This is a genomic window from Bacteroides sp. 41_26 (genome assembly GCF_949740115.1).
In the GTDB taxonomy this organism is placed as follows: Bacteria; Bacteroidota; Bacteroidia; order Bacteroidales; family Bacteroidaceae; genus Bacteroides; species Bacteroides nordii.
Genome location: NZ_CATJGZ010000089.1, coordinates 70,902 through 96,474, shown reverse-complemented (window position 1 = coordinate 96,474; position 25,573 = coordinate 70,902). Strand labels below are relative to the sequence as shown.

Sequence of the window (25,573 nt, the reverse complement as noted above, 5' to 3'; positions counted from 1 at the left end):
TAATAAAGTATTATGATAGAATACGTCAAAGGCGAGATTGCCGAACTTAGTCCGGCAACAGCAATAATCGATTGTAACGGTTTGGGGTATGCCGTGAATATTTCATTAAATACATACTCTGCGATTCAAGGGAAAAACACTTGTAAACTATATATTTATGAAGCCATTCGCGAAGATGCGTATGTGCTGTATGGCTTTGCTGACAAGCAGGAACGTGAACTCTTTTTGTTGTTGATTTCTGTATCTGGTATTGGTGGCAATACGGCACGAATGATTCTTTCGGCACTTTCGCCGTCGGAGTTGGTTAATGTTATCAGTACGGAGAATGCTAATTTGCTGAAGACGGTGAAGGGGATCGGATTGAAAACTGCACAGCGTGTGATTGTAGATTTAAAAGACAAAATAAAGACTGCTGCCCCTGTAGCAGGGGGAGGGCAGAGTACTTTGTTGTCTGCCATGAATACCGAAATACAGGAAGAAGCTGTTGCTGCACTGACGATGCTTGGGTTTGCTGCGGCTCCCTCACAAAAGGTAGTACTTGCCATTTTGAAGGAAGAACCCGATGCTGCTGTAGAACAAGTGATAAAACTGGCCTTGAAGAGATTATGAGAATGATGTGCCAATATGCCAATGTATCGATGTGCCAATGTGCTGTGCTGTTATATCGCAGACTCATTGGCACATTGGCGCATTGGCATATTAGTACATTGGTATATTATTTCATTGTCATATTATTCTTATTTTTAGGTAGTTTGCCTGTTGCAGCGCAGATACTGCAACCTATGCCCATTGTTGAGGAAAAGGTAGAGTATGATGCATTGACTAACCGCTATTTGATCCGTACTATTATCGGTGGGCAGGAAATGGACGTTCCTATCATAATGACTCCCGCTGAGTACTTAGACTGGAGTATGAAACGCTCCATGCAGAATTACTACCGTCAGCGTAATGACTCCGTATTTTCTAAGGGAAAAGAGGAGTTTGACTTTACGAATATGAAATTTAATCTTGGTCCGGCTGAAAAAATATTTGGTCCGGGTGGTGTTCAGATTCGTACTCAGGGAAGTGCTGAACTCAGTTTTGGAGTAAAGTACAACAATGTTCAGAACCCTACTTTGCCTGAAAGTATGCGTAAAACCTGGGGATTTGATTTCGATGAGAAAATTAATATTAATGTCAACGGTAAGGTAGGAGATAAGGTAAACCTTGACATGAATTATAATACGGACGCTACTTTTGACTTCGATAGTAAAAAACTGAAACTGAAATATGAGGGCAAAGAGGATGAGATAATAAAACTGCTTGAAGCGGGTAACGTGAGTATGACTACCGGTAACTCGCTGATACGTGGTGCTACCTCTTTGTTTGGTGTACGTGCCGATTTGCAGTTCGGAAAGTTAAAGTTGCAAACGGTGATCAGCCAGCAGGAGAGTGAATCAAAAACCGTTAATAGTAAAGGAGGGGCACAGACCATTCCTTTTGATTTCTCAGCAGATGAATATGATGAGAACCGTCACTTCTTTCTGGCACACTATTTTCGTGATAGGTATGACCGTAATATGGCACAATTACCTAATATTCTTTCCGGAGTGAAAATTAACCGGGTTGAGGTTTGGGTAACGAATAAACGAGGTAATTATGAGAACCCGCGTAATATTGTAGCTTTTACGGATTTAGGAGAGTCTCAAGCCTATATTAGTAAGGGAGCTTCGTGGATCGCAATCTCTAAGGACACCCTTCCACCTGCTAATGGTGATAATAATCTTTATCAGCAGATGACAAGCACCTATAGTGCTGCACGTAATATAAGTGCAGTAAATTCTGTGATAGGATCAATTCCTGGGATGGAAAGCGGCATGAACTATGAAAAGATAGAGACGGCCCGGTTGTTGACCTCCTCGGAGTATACGGTGAATACTACTTTAGGTTACATCTCTTTAAAACAGACTCTACAATCAGATGAAGTACTTGCTGTAGCTTTTGATTATACTATTAATGGAAAGACCTATCAGGTCGGTGAATTTTCATCCGATATCAAGGAGACGTCCGACTGTCTTTTCGTTAAACTGTTAAAAAATACTTCCAACTCTCCGGATGCTGCTTGCTGGGACTTGATGATGAAGAACGTTTACTCACTGAATGCCTATCAGGTACAGAAAGAAAAATTTACATTAAATATCACTTATCTGAGTGACACCACCGGAGTTTATTTACGTTATATTCCGGAGGGTAAGATCAATAAGATACCTTTACTTAAAGTAATGAATCTGGATCGCTTGAATAGTAAGAATCAGCTCGGAGGTGACGGATTTTTCGATTTTGTAGAGGGATATACGGTTAATGCACAGAATGGCCGTATCTTTTTCCCGGTAGTAGAGCCTTTTGGATCGTATCTGGAGAAAAAATTTGATAATCCGAACATTGCTAAGAAATATGTTTTCAAGGAATTATATGACTCTACTCTTACCGTAGCGCGTCAGTTGGCTGAGAAGAATAAATTCCGTTTACAAGGTGAATATCGTGCTTCGTCTGCCAATGAAATACGTCTTGGTTCGATGAATGTGCCACGGGGATCGGTACGTGTTACGGCCGGTGGACGGACACTGACTGAAAATTCCGACTATTCGGTTGATTATACAATGGGAGTAGTTACGATTCTCAATCAGAGTATTATTGATGCCGGGACTCCTATCAGTGTAAATCTCGAAAGCAATACGTCTTATAATATGCAGCGTAAGACAATGTTGGGATTGAACTTTACGTATGATTTTTCGCCTGATTTCCAGTTCGGAGGTACTGTGATGTATCTGAAAGAGAAGCCGCTGACTACCAAAGTGGCTATGGGAGACGAACCTATATCGAACACCTTGTGGGGGTTGAATACCTCCTGGAAACGTGAGAGCCAATGGTTAACTAATATGGTAGATAAGTTACCGTTTGTGGAGGCTACTGCTCCTTCCAATATTAATCTCGGATTGGAATTTGCTCAGCTTCTTCCGGGACATGGGGGAGGATTGCAGGACAATTCTTCTTATATAGATGATTTTGAGAGTGCACAAAGTGGTATCGATTTGCATCAGCCTTTGTATTGGCAACTCTCTTCTACGCCCTTTAAGGCAACGGGACCTGATAATCTCGAATTGTTTCCCGAATCGAGATTGTCTGATAGTATTCCCTATGGAAAGAATCGTGCTTTATTGGCATGGTATCATATCGACGGATTATTTACGCGCCGTAACTCTTCACTTACTCCGACACACATTAAGAATGACCTCGATCAACTCTCCAATCACTATGTCCGTGAGGTGTACGAATCTGAGCTGTATCCTAAAAAGGAGTTGAATAATATGGAAGCATCTACTATGTCTATATTGAATGTGGCTTATTACCCTCAGGAACGTGGCCCTTACAATCTGGACAGAGACCTTGACGAAAATGGTAACTTGCTGGAACCGGAAAAGCGGTGGGGAGGTATGATGCGTAAGATTGAAACAACCGATTTTGAGAAGGCCAATATTGAATATGTTGAATTTTGGTTGCTCGATCCTTTTATTTATGCAGATGGAGATGAACCGGGAGCGGATAATACGCGTAGAAAAAACGCCCGGAGTACAACAGAGGGCGGATATCTGTATCTTAATTTAGGAGATGTATCTGAGGATATCCTGAAAGATGGTAGGAAGTTTTTTGAAAATGGTTTGCCTATTGATGGTGATGAATCAAAAGTAGACTATACAAACTGGGGGCGTGTTCCTAAAGATCGTAGCCTTGTATATGCTTTTGATAATACGGCAGGAGCACGTAAAAAACAGGATGTCGGATTGAATGGACTTTCGGTAGAAGATGAACGTGCCTATCCTACTTATGTTAAGTATTTGGAAGAAATCCGGCCAAAGTTGAATGCTTCTGTTTTTGAAAAGTTCTACGAGTCGCCTGCAGGTGATAAATATCATTATTTCCGGGGTTCCGATTACGATGCTGAGGAGAAGAGTATTCTCGAACGTTATAAATATATCAATAATACCGAAGGGAACTCGGCCGCTAATGAAGATTCTCCTGAGGGATATCCGACGGCTGCTAAGACTTCTCCTGATATAGAAGATATTAATCAAGATAATACACTTTCGGAAACAGAAAAATATTTCCAGTATCGTATTCATCTGACTCCTTCTGAATTGAAAGTGGGTACGAACAATATTACCGATAAGCGTGTCACTAAAGTGAAATTGCGTAACGGCCAAACGGAAGAGGTGACCTGGTATCAGTTTAAAGTGCCTGTGCGCAGCGGTACACCTGTCGGAAGTATCCGAGATTTCAAGTCGATACGGTTTATGCGTATGTTCCTTACCGGGTTCTCTAAACCTGTAATTTTGCGTTTTGCCACTCTTGAACTGGTGCGTGGTGATTGGCGTACGTATACAGATCCGTTATATAACCTTCAAAATCCTGCACCTACAGTGACAGGTACTTTGGATGTTTCAACTGTTAATATTGAAGAGAATGGAGATAAGACACCTATTAACTATGTAATGCCTCCGGGTATTAGTCGTGTTATTGATCCGGGACAACCACAGTTGCGTCAGCAAAATGAACAGGCTATGAGCTTGAAAGTTGAAAACCTTGCGCCGGGTGATGCACGTGCTGTTTACAAAAATTCTACAATGGATATGCGCCAGTACCGCCGGTTGAAGATGTTCACTCATGCCGGGGCTTTAACAGGTGATGTAACTGACCCTAAAGACGGAGAATTATCTGTTTTCATTCGTCTGGGTTCCGATTATAGCTCTAACTTTTATGAATACGAAATCCCGTTGAAGCTAACTCCGGCAGGCAATTATAATGGAGACTCAGATGTTGATAAACTGATAGTATGGCCTAAAGACAATATGTTGGATATTGCACTTTCTGTGTTTACTGACATAAAGAAAAAGCGCAACCAAACAAAGAATAATTCGCTTTCGGGGGTAAGTTATGGAAAGCTTTATTCTGAATATGACCCCGACAAACCAGCCAATAAGGTAAGTATCATAGGTAATCCGTCACTTGCAGAGGTGAAGACGATGATGATTGGTGTGCGTAATAATTCACGCGCCAAGAAATCGGCCGAAATCTGGGTAAACGAATTGCGTCTGTCCGATTTTGACGAAGAGGGTGGCTGGGCAGCACAGGGAAATATGAATGTGCAGTTGTCGGATCTTGGAAGTATCAGTATGGCGGGACATGTAGAGACTGCCGGTTTTGGTGGACTGGAACAGAGTGTAAGCGAACGTCGCCTGGATGATTATTATCAATATCAGTTTACTACTACGTTTGAGTTGGGACGTTTTTTCCCGAAGGCTGTGAAACTTACCGCTCCGGTCTATTTTTCATATTCCCGTGAGAAGACTTCTCCCAAGTATAATCCCTTGGATCAGGATATGCTGTTGAAAGATGCGCTGGATGCTTTGTCTACAAATGCCGAACGAGATTCATTACGTAATATCGCTAATACGATAACGACCTATAAGAATTTTAGTTTGAGTAATATGCGTGTGGGAGTTACCAGTAAGAATCCGATGCCTTATGATCCGGGGAACTTCACAATGAGCTATAGTCGCACGAACAGACATAATCAGGGTAGTACTACTGTCTATGAGAACGAAACGGACTGGCGTGGAGCGCTTTCTTACAATTATGCACCTGTGTATAAAGCCTGGGAACCGTTCAAAGGACTGAAGAGTAAATCAAAATGGATGAAGTTCGTTAAAGAACTCAACTTAAGCTATCTGCCGCAGAATATTTCTTTCAATACAGATATGAACCGGCATTACTATGAGCTTCAGTTGCGTGATATGGAGAACTTGAGTGATCCGGCGGAAATACCTGTTAGTGTGGCAAAGGATTTTCTTTGGAATCGTGATTTCTCTTTGCGTTGGGATCTGACTAAAAATCTTCGTATGAACTTCACATCAGCTACCCATGCTGAGATAGAAGAACCTTACGGAGTAGTGAACAGAACACTCGAACCGGATGAATATGAAGCAAAGAAAGATACAATACGGCGTAGTCTGCTTAGTTTCGGACGTCCGATTGATTATCAACAGACATTTAATGCTACGTATAAATTGCCGTTTGATAAGTTCCCTGTTACAGACTGGATGACAGCAGATACGCGTTTTAATTCTTCTTATAGCTGGGATCGTGGTGTTTCTCTAGCTGATGGGAAAGAAATGGGTAATACAATTGCAAACCAACGGACTTTTGATGTGAATGGCCGTCTCAATCTGGAGACTCTGTATAATAAGGTACCTTTTCTTAAAGAGACTAACCGCCGTTTTGCTACTACCTCTTCGACGCGTCGTCCCGATAGTCGTCAGAAAGCAAAGCCTAAACGGTATGAGAAAGAGATACAGTTGAAGAAAGATACCACTATAACCGTTCGCCACAGTTTAGGTTCGAAAAAGCCTAAGGTTTCAGCACTGACGGTTGATGGTGATCGCTATCCTATCCGCTATAAGGTGATAGATGCTAACACGATTCGTATTGAAACCAGAGACAGTGTCCGGGTGAAGCTGACGGCTATCCAAGGGCCGAAGCCAGAGGATAACCCCTGGTATAAAATTGCACAATCGGCAGCACGTGTTGCTATGATGGTGCGTAATGTAAGCATTACATATAAGAATACATATGCTATGACTTTACCGGGTTTCCAGCCCGAAATAGGGGATATGCTTGGGCAAACGAGAGGGAGTTCCGGTTTCGCTCCCGGTCTTGATTTTGCTTTTGGTATGACAGGTGATGATTATATTGATAAGGCAATCCGGAATAACTGGCTTATTCAGAATAATTCTAATATAGAGCCTGCTACGACTAATGCCCAGGAAGATCTACAGATACGCATGACTCTGGAGCCTCTGCGTGATTTGAAGATAGACCTTAATGCAGGGCGTACACGTAATGATTCCCGCTCCATACAATTTATGTACGATGGAATGCCTGAGGTACAGAGTGGTAACTTTAATATGACTGTTATAACGATTGGTAGCTCTTTTGAACGTCATAATCCATCCAATGGATATTCCTCGTCTTCTTTCAATCGTTTCTTAGGAAATCTGGATGTGATTCAAAAGAGAGTAGAACAATTGTATCAAGGTGTTTCTCTTCCGGGAATGGAGCATTATCCACAGACCTTTAATAGCATTAGTAAATACAATTCGAGTGTAATGATACCTGCCTTTCTGGCGGCTTATACGGGTAGGGATGCGGGTAAAAGTTCGCTGGATATTTTTCCGGGAATACTCTCGATGATGCCTAACTGGCGTATAACTTATAGCGGACTGAGTAAACTTGAATTTTTTAAGAAGTACTTTAAGAGTGTGACTCTGACTCATGGCTATCGTAGTACTTATAGTGTGGGTAGTTATAGTACTTTCCAGAGTTTCCATAGTTATATGGGCGATTTGGGATTTGTGGATGATGTACAAACTGGTATCCCTGTTCCTTCATCTATATACGATGTTTCAGCTGTTTCTATCAATGAGCAATTCTCTCCTTTATTTGGAGTGGATGTTACTTTTAAAAATGGTATCACTACCAAAGTGGAGTACAAGACTACGCGTATTCTGAATCTTAGCCTTGCTGCCAATCAGGTAGTAGAGAGTGGAACGAAGGATTTTGTGGTAGGCATGGGTTATAAGATTATGGGATTGGAACTTTTCCCCGGACGTAATACGAAGAACTCTAAGAATAAAATAAGTAATGACCTTGCTTTGCGTGCGGATGTATCTTTCCGTAATCAGTTTGCACTTTGCCGGGATATTCAGCAAGTCACTACGCAGGCTACCAGTGGTAACAAAGCACTCAAGATATCTTTCTCTGCGGATTATACGCTCAGCCGCTTACTTAGTGTGAGTCTCTATTATGACCGGCAGAAGAATACCCCGCTTGTGTCTGCTTCCTCTTATCCGGTGACCAGTGCTGACTTCGGTATGCGTCTGAAGTTCTCACTCACGCGATAGTATGTCTTGAAAATCATTACCTTTGTCTACGTAAAAAATAAACGTATAGTATGATAAAAAATAGAAAGATACCAATGTCCTCATGGCTACGAAGTCATTCCCGTACAAGGATTACCTCTACTGATGGGTGGTATCTGCGATTTGCTGATGAGCTTTTTTCACTGATCGCTTCTTCCCGGTTGTATGCAGATAAAACACCGGAAAATATACAAAATGCCGCTCTCCTGCTTACTATATATCTGGAAGATAGTATTGCGAATGATGGTGGCTGGAGACGTTTTAGTGATTTATGTTATAAGTTATATGGTCGTAATCTTCCTTTTTATGAAATTCCGGTAGATTATGTCTCTGATGAAATAAATGAAGTGGACATTGCCTTTGTACTGTGGAAGCTTAATTCAAATGATGATGATGAAGCAGTCATTGCCAATCCTTTTGATGAAAAGATATTGGAATTGGCAAATAATGTGTATGAGGCAATGGATATTGTTTTTGAACAAGCACCAATTTGTGAAATTTCTTCCGATGACTGGGTATTGCCTTCTGAGCAATTGTTGAAGGAAAGAACAGAAATACCTTCTATACAGACGGATACAGTCTTACCGGAAAGCGTGAGATTGTTTTTGGCTGCTACGGGAGGGGAGCAACTTATGTATTTCCCGCTTTATGAACAGATGGAGACTTTCTTTGTGGAACATTTGCATTGGAGTCGGACAGATATACCGAATAAGCTGGATGCGGAGTTTGGTAATACGGTTGTTTTTGCCAATCCCAAAGGAATTCTCGTAGCACCTGGCGTAGCATACTTCTTTTGTGATAAGCGTAATGAAGTGGCATACGATAAGGAAATGGCAGTAAAAGAGGGCTATAAGTTGTTTACGGATAAGGGTTATTGCCCGTTTGATTTGTTGAAATATGGTGTAGAACAGAATTTGTTCCCTGATATCCGGTTGCCGTTTGAGAATGGAAAAGAAATATTAGGAAAGAACTGGGATTTTATTGCCCGTTACTTTCTGGGTGAATATTACGAAGGAACATAGTTATGACGATAAGAAATAATAATACCCGTTCTGGTGTTTCCCGTCCTAAAAGTAGCGGAAAGGCAAAGCCTACCGGGAAACGAATTGGAAAGTCAAAACCCGCTAAGGCGAACAATCAACTGAATAGACGGGTGAAATAATGTACTAAATCAGGGGTTGTGTCAAAAGTCTGATAAAGCTCCGGTATGTATAGCTTAAGAAACACAGATTAACGTTAATCTGCACAAAGATAAAATTGTATCTGCGCTAATTAGCGTTCATCTGTGCTTTTATTTTAGTACACTTTTGTAGCCGAAACCAGTAACATCATTGGTCTGCGTAATTCTTCTTCCATACCGGGAATGACTCCGAATAACTCTCTGTCCGGTTCCGGTTCTATTAATCCGGTGATATGAAATCCAGCCTGGAGTAATCCGTTTACATAGGTGGTTAGTGTTTTATGGAATTTAGTAATTTCTTCTCCAAGAAAGACAGCTTTGCGTTTTCCTTCTGTGAAATAGTTATCTACAGGCCAGTGTATAGGTTTTCCGTCTTTATCGTAATACCAGTCTTGAGTACCGTAAGCTGTGAAGACCGGGTGTTCCACAGAAAAGACAAATGTACCTTCCTGTCTAAGGCATTTGTATACCTTTTTGCATATATCGCCAAATGATTCCAGATAATGGAATGTCAGTGAACTGATAACAACATCATAAGATTCGGAAGGAAAATCATAATCCTCAATAGCCATACATTGGTATTTTATAGCGGGAGAAGCATTTCTTTCTTTGGCACCCTCTATCATGTTTTGAGAAATATCTATGCCCAAAGCAAATGTAGCACCCTGTTCGATAGCATACTGGCAGTGCCAGCCGAAACCGCAGCCCAGATCCAATACACGTTTTCCTTTGAAGTCCGGTAACATTGTTTTTAGTATGTGCCATTCTCCCGCACCTTTCAATCCATTTACCGAACGTGCCATCTGGCTATATTGGTTGAAGAATTTCTCGTCATCGTATTTATTCTCTTTCATATCTTATTGAAATTTGGACAAAGATAGAAAATCCGGAAGCATTCGATGACTTGCCGGCAAAAATTAATTAATCTCTTTCTGAGTCTGAAGAGATTAAAAATAGATTAAGGGCCGTTGGCATCAAACAGTTTCATTTGTAAAATGAAACAAGGAATGACGGCCCCTATGTCCGGCACTCCTTGTTGAAACAATTAAGAGAGAGAGTATTTGTTTATTAATCAGCCTTTAGGGTAACAATAAGTGGAGTAGTGTTCTCTACTTTTACTTTCGCTGTTTTCATATCAATATAGCTGATAGAAAGAGTTGCATTTTTAGGGGCATCCAGTACGAAAGTTCCATCACGGTCTGCAACAGTGCCGATGGTGGTTCCTTCAATAAGTACGCTGGCACCTACTACAGGGCTACCGCTTGTGTCTTGTACTTTACCTGCTATTCTGATCTTTCCGTCAGAGGGCATATTTACGCTTTGAACTTCTCCACGAACCCCACGGATGCGTATTCCTGTATCATTTGATCTGGTTATTATTCTTACTTCCGTTTTTCCGGATACATCCATAACTTTTACTCCATATGTGTTACCTTTTTCTGGGCGCAGTGCCTGGATTTCTGTAGCAGAAACAGGTTTGTCATTCAGAAAATAGGAAACGTCTTTAGCTTTCACATTATTTTCTTGATAGAGGGCATCTAATCTTTCACCTAAAGTTTTTGCTGGTTTTTCTTTTTGGGCCGCATATTCTTCTTTGGTTTTCAAATTTATCAGAATAACACCATTCGCTCCGCGTGCACCATAAATAGCAGTTGCCGAAGCATCTTTCAGTACAGAAATAGATTCTATCCAGTCCGGATTTATCGCATTCATCATATTATTACTAATTTCTTTGCCATCTACGATAATGAGCGGATAGTCTGTTTTTTCAATTGGAAAATTTTCTTTAATGGAAGATGAAGTGCTCCCGTCCAGGCGGAATGCTATAGGAAGGGTGTACTGGGTAGCTACTGCTTTGCTTTTTCCTTTCTCGTCTGTTTTCTTGCCGGGGGTCCATTGCGGCATATTCTCTATTAACCGGAGGGCTTCTGCATCTAAGGAAGGATCTACGCTACGTGCGATTTTAGGAGAAGTCACTTTCCCTTTTGCATCTACTACAAATTGTACGATAACGCGCCCTTGTGTGCCTTTCTCTTTGGCTTCGGCCGGGTATTTCATATTTTTATCCAGATACTCCTTAAGGGCTTCTGTACCACCAGGAAACTCTGGCATTTCCTCCATATCTGACAGAGCGTCTTCTTTGGAAGAGATAGTAACGATAACGGCCTCTTTTTGTTTTGTTTTCACGGTATCCTTCACGGTCAAAGGTGCTGGAATAACTGTTGGATTTACTACGCTACTCTCAGCAGAAGGAATATTTTCTGCCACTTTCGTTTCTACAATTGCTGTCAAATCATTAACTTTGACGGCTGAAATCTCTGCAGCTTTTTCAGAGATCTCGGGACGGGCAAAGGCTGTTACTGTAATGGCTGCTAACGGGAGTACATACAGATACTTTAAGCGTGCCCATGGATTGGATTTTTCTTTTAACATCATAGTGATACGTTTTTTAAGTGTACTGTGATTAAAGCTGTTGGCCATAGAGTAGAGCCTTGTGCCGACAGCTTTTTTAATTAATAATAGTTGATATTGTTTTGCATCGACGCCTTCTTTAATAACCGTTTCATCTGCTTCATATTCATGAATGTTTTGCAATTCCTGTTTCAGTAACCAGGCTGCGGGATTAAACCATTGGAAGAATATGCAGACGTCTGCTATCAGTAAATCGATAGAATGACGGTTGTGGATGTGTGCTGTTTCGTGGATGAGTATTTCACGCCCGTTTTCCTCGAGATCAGTACGTGAAATAACGATATATTTCATCCAGCTAAAAGGGGCTATCTCCTTATTATGCGTGATAACCTGTATTCCGGAGTGATATTTCTCTTTTTTACCCGAACGGAGCAGTAGTAATAACCGGGTGAGTGAACAGAGATTTCGACAGGCAAAAAACAGAATACCTGCAAGGTAAATAATCAGCCCTATCTGTATGCCCGATAATGTATTGCTATTAGCCTCTACAGGAGTAGTAACACTGACTGTATCCTGATAGAAATTTGCCATTATCAGAAGTTGTTCGAGGGTGAGCATCGTTTTTGCCATTTCGGTGTGCTGCGTAGTAGTGACCTCAATCAGAGGGATGAGCAATGACAGGGGTAGAATCCCGAGCAGGGCAATCCTGTTGAAGCGGTGAAAGGTTTCTTTGCTTAGCAACAGTCTGTAGAATAGATAGAACAATGCCAGGCAAATGGCCGATTTGAGTATGTAGGCAAAAAAGAGTCCCATAGTATTCGATTTTTATTTATTTGCTCGTTCTACTTCATCAATGAGCTGCTTGAGATCATCAAGAGAGATATCTTCTTCCTTGACCAGAGAAGATACTGCACTGAGGTAAGAGTTATTGAAATATTTACTAATGACATTTTTTAAAGTACCCTTACGGAAAGCTTCTTCACTGACGATAGCATAGTATTGATAGGTATTGCCATAAGTATTGTGTGCAAGAAAACCTTTATCCTCCAGTCCGCGGACAATGGTGGACAGTGTATTGAAATGTGGCTTCGGTTCATTATAGAAAGCCAGCATCTCTTTTACAAACAAAGGGCCTTTTTCCCAGAAAAAACCCATGATCTCTTCTTCTTTTGCTGTTAGTCCTTTCATAACTTTATCTATGTTTAAGACAAAGAACGAAAAGTTTTAGTTGATAAACTAATTTTTGTAGTTAATAAAAACTAAAGAGATGATTTATACAGGGAAGTCTATTTAAGTGACTTGCATTTTATGTGTTTTCCTCTTCTTGTTCCGGTTTTGGATTCTTAGATTTTTTAATTCGCCCACTTTTCTTCAACGCTTCGGCGATGATCCACTGAAGCTGGCCGTTCGTACTACGAAACTCATCGGCTGCCCATTTTTCAATAGCATCCATTGTTTCGGCGTCTACGCGCAGAACGAAACTTTTAGTTGAAGATTCTTTTTTAGCCACGGTACTTATTCCAGTTTTTATGCCCTACGCCCCATCATCAATGTCTGATAATGAGGCGCAGAGAGATTTATTATTTTATTATTCAAACACTCTGTTTGCAGCATTAGTGATATTCGCCACGAAACTCATTCTGATTAATGATTCAATGTTCCGGTATTTACTACTGGTTGGGCAGCCTCATCAGCGCAGAGTACAACAAGCAGGTTGCTCACCATTGCTGCTTTCTTGTCTTCATCCAGTTCAACAATTTCCTCCTCCGAAAGTTTATGAAGTGCCATTTTTACCATAGAAACAGCTCCTTCTACTATCTTTTCTCTTGCACTGATAATGGCTGACGCTTGTTGGCGGCGTAGCATGACTGCGGCAATTTCGGGAGCATAGGCAAGGTAGTTGATACGGGCTTCAACAACTTCCATTCCTGCCATGGCGAGCCGTTCGTTGAGTTTTTGTTCCAGTTGTTCGTTGATTTCTTCACCCCCAGAGCGTAGAGTAAGTTCTTCGACGTTGGATTCACTATCGTCATAGGCGTATTGTCCGGCTACCTGTCGGAGGGCGGCATCACTCTGTATCATCACGAAATTCTCAAAGGCATTCATACGACTGGCTACAGCATTACTACCGGTTGCCACGTTGGCCATGGTCTGAGAATCTATCTCAAACATGGCTTTATAGGTATCTTTTAATTTCCATACGAGTACCAGTCCGATAAGAATCGGGTTTCCGATTTTATCATTTACTTTGATAGGTTCTATGTCGAGGTTACGAGCGCGGAGAGAAAGCTTTTTTGCATCCAGGAAGGGATTCATCCAAAAGAAACCGGTTTCTTTGAATGTACCTTTGTATTTGCCGAAGAAAACCATAGTACGGGCTTCGTTTGGTTCCAGGCGATTGAATCCAGGTATAAAAAGCATGGAAATGATAATTCCCAAAAGTCCTGCAGTGACAGTGAAACCATTGGGGCGAGCAATGAGAAAGAACGAAGCAATACTTACTCCCAGTAATAAAGCAATAATAAACAGCATGGCAAAACCATTCATCTTAAAACCAGTGAAAAGAGTTTCTTTTGTTTCCATAAGTTGTGATTTTAGTGATATCATTTTGATATCACAAATATATCATTTATTTTTTGATATAAGCGATGGAAAAGGAAGATATTCTTATATGTATTAATGTTTTTTATGAAGAGAGGTTATAATAACGTAGTTGACTCGTTTTTGTACGGTTTTGAATGTATTTCACCACAGAGGTCGCAGAGGGCACAGAGTTTAAATTTTTAATGAAACGCAGATGAACGCAAATTCTCGCAAAGGGAAATAACGATAAAATAAAGAACTACAGTTTTTTAATCTGCGTTCTGCGATCATCCGCGTTTCATCAGAGAAAATAATATCTCTGTGCCCTCCGTGTCCTCTGTGGTGAACTGATTCATTTCGGATCAGCTTTGAATAAAACTTAAAACAGACTTCTATATTTAGTATATAAAAATTCCACAGACTAATATTTTCTCACAATAAGTGAAACAAAATATTAGTTTGTGGAAAACGATATAATCCGTAGAATCTCTCAGGCAGGGTTATGCCAATGCCTGGCTGATATCGGTTAGTAAGTCTTCTGCACTTTCAAGCCCAACCGAGAGGCGGATCGTTTTGGGACTGACATCCATACTTTGCCGTTGTTCTTCGGTGAAAGAACCGTAGATGGTACTGGCCGGATGAATAGCAAGTGTTTTATTATCAAATAAATTGGTTGCCCGCCGAATGAGCTGCAAGCGATTCATAAAACGGAAACAGGCTTCGCGTGATGCGAGGTCAAATGTGAGCATAGCACCGGGGTAAACACCAAACTGTTTCGTACTTAATTGATAGAACGGATTGGATTCGAGGCCGGTATAGTTAACCGCTTCCACTTGAGGCAGGGTTTGCAGGCGTTGTGCTAACTGTAGGCAAGTGGCAGCCTGCCGTGCATAGCGTACTTCCATTGTTTCGATGCCTAACGTCTGCATATAAGCAACCTGGGGAGTCATGTAAGCACCTAAATTACGGTGGATTTCCTTACGTAACTTCGCAGTAAAGGTAGAAGCACCAAACTGATCTGCCATGGAACGAAGTTTCTTCGAGTTGCTCCAGTCGAAGGTACCATAATCGAGAATAAGACCACCCAGACTGGTGGCTCCGCCAGAAATGTATTTGGTACTGGACACAATCTCGATATCTACCCCGAATTCATTGGCATGAAAGATGTGAAACGGCACAACAGTAGTATCTGCTACCAAGGGAGCACCCATCTGGTGTGCTATGCCGGAGAGTACTTTTAAATCGGCTACTTCAAGCTGGGGATTGGTGATAACTTCAAGAAAGATGGCGCAGGTGTTTTCATCAACCTGAGCACGAACAGCTTCGGGGTTTGTAAGGTCGCAAAAGCGAACTTCAACTCCGAATGCAGCGAGCGTACTTTTAAAAAATGAATAAGTATTACCGAAAAGGTGGGCGGAAGTAACAATGTTGGCTCCTGCTTGTGCCAATGTGAAAAAGATATTGCTGATAGCCGCCATACCGGAATTCAATGCTGTGACGCTCAGCGCACCTGTGATTGTTTGAATACGTTTCTCAAAATATTGAACGGTGGGATTGGTTATTCGCGAATATGCATGATCTGCCGTACGTCCGCAAAAAGCTTCCTCCATAGCTTCCGCCGTATCAAATTCATAAGCAGCGGTATTATATACCGGCATGGAGAGTGAATGATAAGCGTCTTCTTTATCAAAAGGAGTATGCAGAAGTTCCGCTTCAAAGCTGTTTTTATTCATTTTGTCTTTAGTAATTAATTCTCTGTTTATTATTGTTTATCGGTTGTCACATGCTTCTTTCAATTGTTTTAATGCCTTTTCGAGCACACTGCGCGGGCAGGCTACATTGAGTCGCATGAAACCTTCACCTTCTTTACCAAACATAGTTCCGTCGTTTAGTGCAAGATGTGCACCGTCCACAAAAAGGTCTACCAACTCTTTTTGATTCAGTCCCAACGTTCTGCAATCAAGAAAAACGAGGTAAGAAGCCTGTGGACGAATCATTTTAATATCCGGAATATATTCGCTAAGAAAGGTATCTGTGAAATCGATATTCGACTGAATATAGGCAAGAACCTGATCGAGCCATTCGGTACCGTTACTATAGGCGGCAGCTACACTAAGATAAGCGAACAAGTGTCCTTCGCTAAGTTCGCTTGCCTCCATGTATTCCTGAAAACAGTGACATATCTCTTTGTTCTCAATGATGCAGTACGAGCTTGCCAGTCCCGGCATATTAAATGCTTTGCTGGGGGACATGAACACGAGTGAATTTTGACGTGCTTTCTCTGACACAAGTGCAAAAGTGATATGCTGATGCGGTGGCAAGGTCAGATCGGCATGAATTTCGTCAGAGATGACGAGTGTCTTGCTTTCATAGCATATTTCAGCTATCTGTTCCAGTTCTTCCCGTGTCCATACACGACCTCCAGGGTTGTGCGGATTGCTAAGAATCAATAGCTTGCATCCCTGTATGTCTTTACGGAAACGGTCAAAGTCAATATAATACTGTCCGTCACGAAGTACCAACGGACTATACACCACTTCACGCTTATTTTTCTCTGTTACCAGAAAAAAAGGATGGTATACAGGCGGCATCACCATTACTTTGTCACCCTTCTCTGTGAAACATTGTATGGCGAATGCCAACCCACGGACAATACCCGGCATAAAAGTCAGTTCTTCACGCTTAACTTTCCAGCCATGGCGACTCTGTAACCAATTGATAATGGAAGTATACCACTCTTCGCAGGCAAAAGTATAACCCAGCACTTCGTGTTCCAACCGTTTTCTCAAAGCTTCCATTACGAATGGTGGAGTACGAAAATCCATATCCGCTACCCACATAGGGAGCAGATCATTACGTCCCCAACGTTCGCTCACGGCATCCCACTTTACGGATTCCGTTCCACGACGGTCTATTATTTCATCAAAATTATATTTCATCTTAATATTCTGTTTTAGTACTAATATGCTTGCAAATGTACAATTCATCTGTTGCATAATGAAAACAGAAGTAAGAAAATTAATCCGGAAAGAAAAAAATACCACAAATGTGGTAGGGGATATGCAGTATTTACTATAATTATGCATTTTCTAATAAAGAATGCTAACTAAAAACATCTCATCCTATGAAAAAAATATCTGTTATTCTCCTTTTATTGGGACTTGTTGTTATTGCAGGATGCCATAATGATAAAGAAGAAGAGAGTGTTGTTTGTACGTGTGAGCTCCGCCAAATCAATATTCGTGCTGTTTATACCGATGGAACTCCGGTTGTTTTGGATAAGTTTGAAACGATTAATTTAGAGACCGGACAAAAAATGGAATTTGGCGGCGATACGCATTATATTATGGATGCGTATTATAAAGATAGCGGGCAATATCCGGTTATGAACGATGATTACCGGAAGGAATTGGAAAATAAGCCCTTAAAAATCAAGTTTCTTGGTTATAAGAACGAACAAGTTGTTATAGAAGAAGCCTTTATTGTTTCTGCTGATGAATGCCATGTATATATGGTTGATGGAAATGATAGCGTCATTTTTCCGTTACCCGATAAGCATTAATGTTCGTAAAGATTAAATAAAACCGCAGTCGTTCTACTTCTTTTTTGTACTTTTGTAGCATAAAAAGGAACACTATGACGAAAGCCCTGTTTTTTGATATCGACGGTACATTAGTGAGTTTTGATACGCACGCTATCCCAGCCTCTACTATCGAGGCGTTGATTGCTGCTCACAAGAAAGGATTTAAAATTTTTATTGCTACAGGACGTCCGAAAGCGATTATCAACAATTTGTCTGCCATTCAGGATCTTGGATTGATAGACGGTTACATCACTATGAACGGAGCTTATTGCTTTGTGGGTGATGAAGTTATTTATAAGAGTGCTATTCTTCCCAGTGAAGTACAGGCATTGGCACAAATCTGTGAGAAGAAAGGATATCCTTGCATTTTTGTCAGTGAGCACAACTTGTCTGTTTGTCAGCCCAATGAACTGGTTCATCAGATATTTTACGATTTCCTGCATGTGAACAAGATGCCGGTGAAGACTTTTAAAGAAGCCATACAAGAGGACATTTTCCAGATGACTCCGTTTATTACCGTAGAAGAAGAGAAGGAGATACAATCGTTGATTCCGAATAGCGAATCCGGACGTTGGTTTCCGGCTTTTGCAGATATCACGGCAAAAGGAAATACAAAGCAAAAAGGCATCGACGAGATGATTGCACATTTTGGTCTTAAACTGGAAGAGACTATGTCATTCGGTGATGGAGGCAATGATATCAGCATGTTGCGCCATGCTGCTATTGGTGTCGCTATGGGAAATGCCAAAGATGATGTAAAACAGACAGCTGATTATATAACTGCTTCTGTAGATGAAGATGGAATTGCAAAGGCTTTGAAACACTTCGGAGTGATTTAGAGTGGGTGCAACAACAGTAGATACTAACAATAAAGAGTTTCAGGATGCCCTGAATCTTATCCAGTATACCCGCCAGTCCGTCTTTCTGACAGGAAAGGCCGGTACGGGTAAATCCACGTTTCTGCGCTATATCTGTGCCAATACTAAAAAGAAGTATGTAGTGCTTGCTCCTACCGGTATTGCTGCCATTAATGCAGGTGGAAGTACTATGCACAGTTTTTTCAAACTTCCTTTTTATCCTATTCTGCCGGACGATCCGAATCTGAGCCTTCAACGTGGTCGTATCCATGAATTCTTTAAATATACAAAGCCACACCGGAAATTGCTTGAGCAGATAGAACTGGTGATCATTGATGAGATCTCGATGGTGAGGGCAGATATTATTGATGCTGTGGATCGTATACTGCGGGTATATTCCCGTAATTTACGGGAACCTTTCGGGGGGAAACAAATACTGCTTGTAGGAGATGTATTCCAGTTGGAGCCTGTGGTGAAAAACGATGAACGGGAGATACTGAATCGTTTTTATCCCACGCCCTATTTTTTCTCTGCACGTGTGTTTAGTGAGATTGACCTTGTTTCAATTGAGTTGCAGAAGGTATATCGGCAGAGTGATCCGGTCTTTGTCAGTGTACTCGACCATATACGCAATAATACTGTCGGAGCAGCCGATTTACAACTACTTAATACCCGATATGGCACACAGATAGAAGAGAGTGAAGAAGATATGTACATCACTCTCGCCACACGAAGGGATAATGTGGACTATATCAATGATAAAAAACTGGCCGAACTTCCCGGTGATCCGGTAACTTTTGAAGGTGAAATAGAGGGGGACTTTCCGGAAAGTAGTCTGCCCACTTCCAAAGACCTGGTGCTGAAGCCGGGTGCACAGATTATATTTATCAAGAATGACTATGACCGCCGTTGGGTAAATGGTACCATCGGTACCATAGCAGGTATTGACGATGACGACGGAACTATTTATGTAATAACAGATGATGGAAAGGAATGTGATGTAAAACTGGATTCCTGGAGAAATATCCGTTATCGCTATAATGAAGAAAAAAAGGAGATTGAAGAGGAGGTTTTAGGAACTTTCACCCAATATCCCATTCGCCTGGCATGGGCTATCACTGTACACAAAAGTCAGGGACTGACATTCAGCCGTGTGGTTATCGATTTCACCGGAGGAGTCTTTGCCGGAGGACAGGCGTATGTGGCATTAAGCCGTTGTACATCGCTGGAGGGCATTCAACTTAAAAAGCCGATTAACCGGGCGGATGTTTTTGTACGACAGGAGATTGTGAATTTTGCCCAGCGTTTCAATAACCGGCAGGCCATAGACAAAGCGTTGAAACAAGCGCAGGCAGATGTACAATATGTAGCTGCTGCCCGTGCTTTCGATCGTGGGGATATGGAGGAGTGTCTGGAACAATTCTTCCGCGCCATTCATTCACGTTATGACATTGAAAAGCCGGCTCCCCGCCGACTGATCCGTCGGAAACTGGAAGTAATAAATACATTACGCGAACAGAACCGGCAACTGAAAGAGCAGATGCGGGCACAGCAGGAATATCTCAAGAAGTATGCCCGTGAATATTTACTTATGGGCAATGAATGTATCACGCAGGCACATGATGTCCGTGCTGCCCTTGCAAATTATGATAAAGCATTAGAGCTCTATCCTGACTATATAGATGCCTGGATTCGTAAAGGTATCACCTTATTTAATAATAAGGAATATTTTGATGCCGAAACTTGTTTTAGTACGGCTATACGCATTAGCCCTGCCAGCTTCAAGGCTTTCTATAACCGTGGGAAACTTCGTCTGAAATCCGAGAATACGGAAGGAGCCATTGCCGATCTTGATAGGGCAACTTCATTGAAACCTGAACACCCCAAAGCGCATGAACTCTTTGGAGATGCTCTGTTGAAAGCAGGCAAAGAAGCAGAAGCTGCTCTTCAATGGCGTATCGCCGAGGAATTAAAGAAAGCGCTTTCCGCACGGGGAAGTACGCCAGGCGATGATAACAAAAGGGATACTTAATTCGTTATTTATAGATAAACTTGTTTCAGTGTTATTTAAATTTGATTAATAATGAGCTAATTTGCCAATATGCCAATGTGCCAATTGGCTGCGCTGTATACCGCATGGCATTGGCATATTGACACATTGGTACATTGGCTAATTATTCATATCTGATTGTATAATAAACAAAATACATGCTTATGGAATGGAGGAATAACTTGATTACCGGCTTGCAGTGGTCCGATGATATAATTAACAGGGAAGGCAAGGAGCAGGTGGCACACCAGCTGGCTGCACAGGTGAAAGACGGTGAAGTAATTGGTGCAGGTTCCGGTTCCACTGTCTATCTCACTCTTTTTGCCATAGCCGAAAGAATCCGGAAAGAACAGCTTCATATTGAGGTGATTCCTGCTTCGATAGAGATTTCAATGACCTGTACGCAGTTGGGCATTCCACAGACAACTCTTTGGGAGAAACATCCGGACTGGGCTTTTGATGGTGCCGACGAGGTAGATCCCTCCCGCAATCTTATTAAAGGAAGAGGAGGAGCGTTATTTAAAGAAAAACTATTGATAAAAAGCAGTGACCGGGTTTTTATTGTTGTGGACGATAGTAAGTTTGTTTCCCGGCTGGGTAGTAAGTTTCCTGTTCCCGTTGAAGTCTTTCCTACTGCGATGGTGTATGTAGAAAATCAGTTGAAAGAACTTGGAGCTTCAAAGATTACCTTGCGCATGGCTAAAGGAAAAGATGGCCCCATACTGACCGAGAATGGAAATTTTATTCTTGATACCTGGTTTGGGGAAATTGGTGAGTCCTTAGAAAAAGAGATAAAGAATATCACAGGGGTGATTGAAAGCGGGCTTTTTATAGGATATGATATAGAAGTATTAGTCGCTAAACAAAAATAAGAATTAGGGTACTTCCCGCACGGGGAGGTACGCCAAGCGATAAAAAAAATGTGGCCATTTGCGTTCCAGGTTATTTCCGGATTATTCCGGAACTTTGATAAGGTTATTTATTTGTGTACTGATTGTTTCTGCAACAACATTGGAAGAGTCATCGGAAGTGAAAACAATAATCCCCTGGGGAGAGGCAATATAAATGCGAGGTATATTCTGTGAAGCGAACTTCTTGAAAACAGCATCATCCTCCTGGGCGGAGTAGGGGATTGTAAGCTGGTTATTAGTCCAGTATTCTGTCAGACTTTCGTATCCCTGAGATCTGCTTATAATTACGAAACGGACAACTTCATTATCTTTGAATTGCTGATAAGCACTTTCTATCTCCGGTAGCTCTTTCCGGCAATCGGGGCATCCGGTATTGACGAATGCAATCAGGCATACCTTACCACGCAGTGTGGCTGTTGATACAATATTTCCATCATTATCCTCTACCGAGAACTCCGGTAAGGCATCTCCCGGTTTTAATGAAAATACATCCGGATCTTCCTGAATACACCTTCCGAATATGAACAGGAGTGAAATTAACAATGCCAATCTCATGAAGGCTGACGCAATTGTACTTTTAGTATAGGGTATTGAAATTAACATTGCTAACGATAAATTAAATGATCCTGTTTTTACTTTGCAAAAGTACGTACTTCATACATACCAAAGTACGTACTTTTATCTATATAAAGTACGTATTTAACACAGTATTAAATACGTACTTTCTTTGTTACTTATTTGGTTTCTTTTTCAGTCGCTTCCTTCTGTTGTTTCTGTTCTATTTTCTTTGTTACAAATTGTATTTTCAGGTTAGCTTCTTCCTGTTCTTTCTTTATTTGCCCGATGGACGACAATAGTTGTGATAATTCATAAATACCGGCAAGTGCTTGTCTGTCGGCAGGGGTCATGGTAGTAGTATATTTGCGGTCTCCAATGTATTCTACTTTGATATTTTTGTCCCGGTTCAGGTAGAGGAATCCCATTACATTGCCGTCTGCCCCCATTTTATAATCGGCTTTTTCTATCTTTTCCCCCAGATCAGTTGTTTCATAACTATCTTTAGATGCAGGGGTTTCGGCAAAGCTGCCATCAGGAGCTATTACTTTCACTGCAAAATGATGCAGGTTACTTCCGCCACAATAAATAGAGGTCATAGTCATCACTCCTTGTTCATTCACCTGAAACCTCAGGAAGGAGCGGTGTAGATTCTTCTCTACTGTTTGGGTAGGCCAGAAGTAGTTACCCGTTTGTTGGTATTCTGCATCCTTCTCCAGCACATATTTGTTTTTAATCGATTCAAATTCTTTCTGCTTTGTTTGCAAAATACTGTCCAGATAAACCAGGCTCTGCTGTTGTTCTTTTAATTCTATCTGCTGCATCAGGCTTATGCCTTCTCTTCGTGCATCGAAAGCTTTGGGATAGAGTATTTTGATACTGTCTATCTGCAATTTGGCTTCGTTATAATCTCCTTGCTCAAAGGCTATACGGGCTGTAATTAGCCTTTCATTGGCTTTTTTTTCTGCATCGTTACCGCAAGAGGCTAATACAAGCGTGGCACATAGTCCTACAATCAGTTTCTTCATTTTGTTGTTCTTTAGTTATGAATGACAAAAATACAAATTTAGTGTGAAGAGCGTAGCGTGAAGGATGAAAAGTTGTACCTTTGCACTCCAAAAGTAGTAGTTGGCAGTTGGAATTCAATTCCGGCTACAAAATTCTAACTTCTAAATACCAATTATGATAGAGTTGACTCAGGAAGAACTGAAACAGCAATTTAACGATAAGATATTCGGTCAGATTTCAGAAACAGCCGATGCACTCGGATTAGAGTGTTATGTGGTGGGCGGATACGTCCGTGATATTTTTCTGGAACGCCCTTCCAAAGATATAGATGTAGTAGTGGTGGGAAGTGGCATTGAGATGGCGCAAGCATTGGGCAAACGCTTGGGTAAAGGCGCTCATGTGGCACTTTTCAAGAATTTTGGTACTGCGCAGGTGAAGTATCACGGCATTGAAGTGGAGTTTGTGGGTGCCCGCAAAGAATCTTATCAGCGTGATTCGCGAAAGCCCATTGTGGAAGACGGTACATTGGAAGATGATCAGAATCGTCGTGATTTTACGATCAATGCGCTTGCTGTTTGTCTGAATAAAGCGCGGTTTGGCGAGTTAGTCGATCCGTTTGGAGGAATTAATGATCTGAAAGAAAAGACTATACGCACTCCGCTTGATCCGGATATAACATTTAGTGACGATCCTTTGCGAATGATGCGTTGTATCCGTTTTGCTACCCAACTTGGCTTCTACATTGATGATAATACCTTTGAATCGTTGTGTCGCAATTGCGAACGGATTAAAATTATTTCGCGTGAACGGATTGCAGATGAGCTGAACAAGATCATTCTTTCTCCTGTACCTTCCAAAGGTTTTATCGATCTGGAGCGGAGTGGGTTATTGCCGCTTATTTTCCCTGAATTGGCAGCGTTGCAAGGGGTAGAAACACGGAATGGGCGTGCACACAAAGATAATTTTTATCATACGCTCGAAGTACTCGACAATATCAGTAAGAAAACGGACAACCTCTGGCTTCGCTGGGCAGCTTTGTTGCATGATATTGCCAAACCTGCTACCAAACGGTGGGAGCCCAAAATCGGATGGACTTTCCATAACCATAATTTCATTGGCGAAAAGATGATTCCTACCATCTTTCGGAATATGAAATTGCCCATGAACGAAAAGATGAAATATGTGCAGAAAATGGTAAGTCTGCATATGCGTCCTATTGTGATTGCCGATGACGTTGTGACGGATTCTGCCGTGCGTCGTCTGCTTTTTGAGGCGGGAAATGACATTGATGATTTGATGACTTTGTGTGAAGCTGATATCACTTCTAAAAATATGGAGCGTAAACAACGTTTCCTGAATAATTTTAGTCTGGTACGTCAGAAACTTAAAGATCTGGAAGAGAAAGATCGTATTCGTAATTTTCAGCCTCCGGTAAGCGGTGAGGAGATTATGGAAATATTCGGACTTTCTCCCTGTAAGGAGATTGGTTCGTTAAAAAGTGCTATAAAGGATGCAATTTTAGATGGTGTTATCCCTAATGAATATGAGGCTGCCCGTGAGTTAATGCTCAAGAAAGCAGAAAAAATGGGACTTAAACCAATAAAGTAAAGTCTATGGCTATTCGATTCATTTTCTTTTGGGTAAATACGGTACAAAACAATGGAAGAAAGAAAAGGAAAAGAATGAGTTTTTTACATTCTGTTTCCATCAGTAATGAATGTTTAATGAAGTATTACTAAAATAAGAAGATATATCAGTCTTGTAAAGATTGAAAAAAGCAACTAATTCATTGCGAATTAGTTGCTTTTAATTTAATCGTTTAAAGATTGTCTCCTCTTATTTATCATTTATCACAGCATGGCTGAACAATAACTTTAATGGTTTGCCTTGCCTTGGGAGGCTGGCTCGGGTCAAGTGGGTTATGCCATATCATATTAACCAGATATTTTCCCTCCTGAAGTCCTTTTATACAGAGAATAATATCAGCTCCAACGATGTATGATAATTCTTGCTCTACGCCCATTGGCGGATCTTCGCATTCCCATACCATTGATCCAATCATAGGATACTGAATTTCAACAGCCTCACCCACACAAACAGATACTTGGGGCGGTAATGAGGGGGTTGGAATGTATTGTTCACTTTGTTCCGACTTTGGAACCGGCGTGTTCACTGAAGAGTCGTATGCATAAGATACATCTCCACCAAGTAGCATGGCTACCATTAAAAAAACATTTTTGTTTTCATACTTTTATAAATTTAGTTCATATAATAAGCCGCAAATGCTAACACAATTGATTGGTAATCAGGTTATACTTCTCTAATATAAAATTAGAGAAGTATTAGATTGGTGTTTTCTATGTAGTTTCAGTAATGTTCATATATGGAAGAGTATGAAGGTAGAAGTGAAATGTAGCAG

At 41.2% G+C, this 25,573-nt stretch carries 19 protein-coding genes; 9 read left to right on the top strand and 10 right to left on the bottom strand.

What is annotated here, in order from left to right:
* Positions 1-12 precede the first annotated feature (12 nt).
* The 4 genes from ruvA to QX565_RS13870 are packed head-to-tail and all read left to right on the top strand — an operon-like array spanning position 13 to position 9,177.
* On the top strand, positions 13-609 hold the full coding sequence (ruvA, locus tag QX565_RS13885) for a Holliday junction branch migration protein RuvA (RefSeq protein ID WP_195349839.1): 597 nt from the start codon (positions 13-15) through the stop codon (positions 607-609).
* Positions 606-7,997, top strand: a complete 7,392-nt coding sequence (gene sov / locus QX565_RS13880) for a T9SS outer membrane translocon Sov/SprA (RefSeq protein ID WP_289293103.1) — start codon at positions 606-608, stop codon at positions 7,995-7,997. The genes ruvA and sov overlap by 4 nt, the downstream gene beginning before the upstream one ends.
* 50 nt (positions 7,998-8,047) lie before the next feature.
* Complete coding sequence (locus tag QX565_RS13875; RefSeq protein ID WP_255585550.1) at positions 8,048-9,037, top strand: DUF3843 family protein; 990 nt, start codon at positions 8,048-8,050, stop codon at positions 9,035-9,037.
* Positions 9,038-9,039: 2 nt separating this feature from the next.
* Positions 9,040-9,177 carry a hypothetical protein gene (locus tag QX565_RS13870; protein WP_221649594.1) on the top strand — a complete coding sequence of 46 codons (138 nt, stop codon included), beginning with the start codon at positions 9,040-9,042 and terminating at the stop codon, positions 9,175-9,177.
* Positions 9,178-9,311: 134 nt separating this feature from the next.
* Here the strand turns inward: QX565_RS13870 and QX565_RS13865 are convergent, their stop codons facing one another.
* The 7 genes from QX565_RS13865 to QX565_RS13835 all read right to left on the bottom strand — a co-directional run bounded on the left by QX565_RS13865 (position 9,312) and on the right by QX565_RS13835 (position 17,129).
* Positions 9,312-10,049 (bottom strand): class I SAM-dependent methyltransferase, encoded by a 738-nt coding sequence (locus QX565_RS13865; protein WP_289293101.1) that lies wholly within the window; start codon positions 10,047-10,049, stop codon positions 9,312-9,314.
* Between the two features lie 214 nt (positions 10,050-10,263).
* Positions 10,264-12,420, bottom strand: a complete 2,157-nt coding sequence (locus tag QX565_RS13860) for a M56 family metallopeptidase (protein WP_289293099.1) — start codon at positions 12,418-12,420, stop codon at positions 10,264-10,266.
* Between the two features lie 12 nt (positions 12,421-12,432).
* On the bottom strand, positions 12,433-12,795 hold the full coding sequence (locus tag QX565_RS13855; protein WP_195349826.1) for a BlaI/MecI/CopY family transcriptional regulator: 363 nt from the start codon (positions 12,793-12,795) through the stop codon (positions 12,433-12,435).
* Between the two features lie 118 nt (positions 12,796-12,913).
* The gene (locus QX565_RS13850) at positions 12,914-13,117 is read right to left on the bottom strand and encodes a type II toxin-antitoxin system antitoxin (RefSeq protein ID WP_221649597.1); all 204 of its coding nucleotides are present in this window, start codon (positions 13,115-13,117) and stop codon (positions 12,914-12,916) included.
* Between the two features lie 134 nt (positions 13,118-13,251).
* Positions 13,252-14,190: an SPFH domain-containing protein gene (locus tag QX565_RS13845; protein ID WP_289293096.1), complete on the bottom strand. Its 939-nt coding sequence runs from the start codon at positions 14,188-14,190 to the stop codon at positions 13,252-13,254.
* A 500-nt stretch (positions 14,191-14,690) separates the two neighbouring features.
* A complete protein-coding gene (locus QX565_RS13840) occupies positions 14,691-15,923 on the bottom strand; it encodes a PLP-dependent transferase (protein ID WP_289293095.1) in 1,233 nt (410 codons plus the stop codon).
* A gap of 36 nt (positions 15,924-15,959) precedes the next feature.
* Positions 15,960-17,129: a MalY/PatB family protein gene (locus QX565_RS13835; protein WP_289293093.1), complete on the bottom strand. Its 1,170-nt coding sequence runs from the start codon at positions 17,127-17,129 to the stop codon at positions 15,960-15,962.
* 185 nt (positions 17,130-17,314) lie between these two features.
* On the opposite strand from QX565_RS13835, the gene QX565_RS13830 reads away from it, so the two are divergent.
* The 4 genes from QX565_RS13830 to rpiA all read left to right on the top strand — a co-directional run bounded on the left by QX565_RS13830 (position 17,315) and on the right by rpiA (position 21,552).
* Positions 17,315-17,752: a hypothetical protein gene (locus QX565_RS13830; protein ID WP_289293092.1), complete on the top strand. Its 438-nt coding sequence runs from the start codon at positions 17,315-17,317 to the stop codon at positions 17,750-17,752.
* A 74-nt stretch (positions 17,753-17,826) separates the two neighbouring features.
* Positions 17,827-18,612: a Cof-type HAD-IIB family hydrolase gene (locus QX565_RS13825; RefSeq protein ID WP_289293090.1), complete on the top strand. Its 786-nt coding sequence runs from the start codon at positions 17,827-17,829 to the stop codon at positions 18,610-18,612.
* 1 nt (position 18,613) lies between these two features.
* Positions 18,614-20,662 carry a tetratricopeptide repeat protein gene (locus QX565_RS13820; protein ID WP_289293087.1) on the top strand — a complete coding sequence of 683 codons (2,049 nt, stop codon included), beginning with the start codon at positions 18,614-18,616 and terminating at the stop codon, positions 20,660-20,662.
* Between the two features lie 182 nt (positions 20,663-20,844).
* The gene (gene rpiA, locus QX565_RS13815) at positions 20,845-21,552 is read left to right on the top strand and encodes a ribose 5-phosphate isomerase A (protein ID WP_289293086.1); all 708 of its coding nucleotides are present in this window, start codon (positions 20,845-20,847) and stop codon (positions 21,550-21,552) included.
* Between the two features lie 81 nt (positions 21,553-21,633).
* On the opposite strand, the gene QX565_RS13810 is transcribed toward rpiA, so the two are convergent.
* Together QX565_RS13810 and QX565_RS13805 are read right to left on the bottom strand one after the other, a co-directional pair.
* Complete coding sequence (locus QX565_RS13810) at positions 21,634-22,146, bottom strand: TlpA family protein disulfide reductase (protein WP_289293084.1); 513 nt, start codon at positions 22,144-22,146, stop codon at positions 21,634-21,636.
* Positions 22,147-22,325: 179 nt separating this feature from the next.
* Entirely contained in the window at positions 22,326-23,174 is an 849-nt protein-coding gene (locus QX565_RS13805; protein ID WP_221649605.1) for an outer membrane protein assembly factor BamD, read from the bottom strand.
* A gap of 154 nt (positions 23,175-23,328) precedes the next feature.
* Here QX565_RS13805 and QX565_RS13800 point away from each other — a divergent pair, with 154 nt between their 5' ends.
* Positions 23,329-24,762: a CCA tRNA nucleotidyltransferase gene (locus QX565_RS13800; protein ID WP_289293082.1), complete on the top strand. Its 1,434-nt coding sequence runs from the start codon at positions 23,329-23,331 to the stop codon at positions 24,760-24,762.
* 235 nt (positions 24,763-24,997) lie between these two features.
* Here the strand turns inward: QX565_RS13800 and QX565_RS13795 are convergent, their stop codons facing one another.
* Positions 24,998-25,378 (bottom strand): hypothetical protein, encoded by a 381-nt coding sequence (locus tag QX565_RS13795; RefSeq protein WP_289293079.1) that lies wholly within the window; start codon positions 25,376-25,378, stop codon positions 24,998-25,000.
* Positions 25,379-25,573 lie beyond the last annotated feature (195 nt).